Genomic DNA, 1182 nt, shown 5'->3' on the forward strand with positions numbered 1-1182 from the left:
TCGGCAGTTCCTATCGGGGCGATGTTTGGATCAATCGGGCACAGACCGATACGGGCTATAGTCCGTTGCTGCTGCTGCATGAAATTGGCCATGCGCTGGGCCTCAAGCATCCCCATGAAAGCCCTGTTTTGGCGGATGCGAAGGACAGTATTCAAACGACGGTTATGTCCTACGACCAGGAATATAATTACGATATTAAGGTGACGGCGACGCGCACGGCGACCGGGGTAAACTGGTCATCCGAATATGTTCGTTTAGAGACGAATGGTCAGGCCCATCTTGGGATATTCGACGTTGCTGCTATTCAGGCGCTCTACGGGGCTAAAACGAACTCGGTAAACGATACGTATCGGTTCTCAACCGACCCTTTTACCAAGATGATTTATGATGGCGGCGGGTCGGATATTATCGATTTGTCCAATCAACTCTATGGCTCGGTGCTGGATCTTACGCCGGGAACGTTCAGTTCGATCGGCAAGCAAACGCTCGCACAGGCGATAGACCGCGAAATCAACGAACTTTCGACCGATGTGCGCGCCTATTACACGCAAGCCAATCTGGTGAAATGGTATACGGACCGCCAAGAGTATCTCTATGTAGGTCAAAATAATCTTAGTATCGCCTATGGAACACTCATCGAATCGGTCGTGGGGTCTACTTCAAGCGATGTTATAACGGGGAATAGTATCGATAATTTTATCCAGGGTGGCCTGGGGAACGATACGATGAACGGCGGTGCCGGAACCGATACGGCGCAATTCTCGGGCGCCTATCGTGACTATCGCTTCACGGTGAGCGGCGGTTCCGTCACTGTTGTTGGCGCGGATGGCACCGATACACTCACCAATTTTGAGAAACTGTCTTTTGGTGATGGTACGGTGGTCAATACATCGGCAGTTGTTTCTACCGCAATCGGCACTCCCGTCTACCGCCTCTACAATACGGCCACCGGCGCGCATTTCTATACGAATAACGCCCAGGAACGGGAGGCGGTTCTGAGCGGGGCCACCAGCTATGTCAACGAAGGCGAAGCCTTCCGCACTGTTGCGAGCGGAACCACAATTTCCGTCTATCGGTTTTACAATACCAGCACGGGGACGCATTTCTACACGGCAAGTTCGAGCGAGCGCGACGCTGTGCAGCAACTCGCCCAGTATAATTACGATGGCGTTGCCTATCAGG

1 pseudogene is annotated in these 1182 nt (G+C 52.6%); it reads left to right on the plus strand.

Features of this window, described 5'->3' with window-relative positions:
- Nucleotides 1–1182: pseudogene (locus VZ95_RS26345) on the plus strand (hypothetical protein); the annotation flags it as partial.

This window comes from Elstera litoralis (assembly GCF_000963705.1).
Taxonomy (GTDB): domain Bacteria; phylum Pseudomonadota; class Alphaproteobacteria; order Elsterales; family Elsteraceae; genus Elstera; species Elstera litoralis.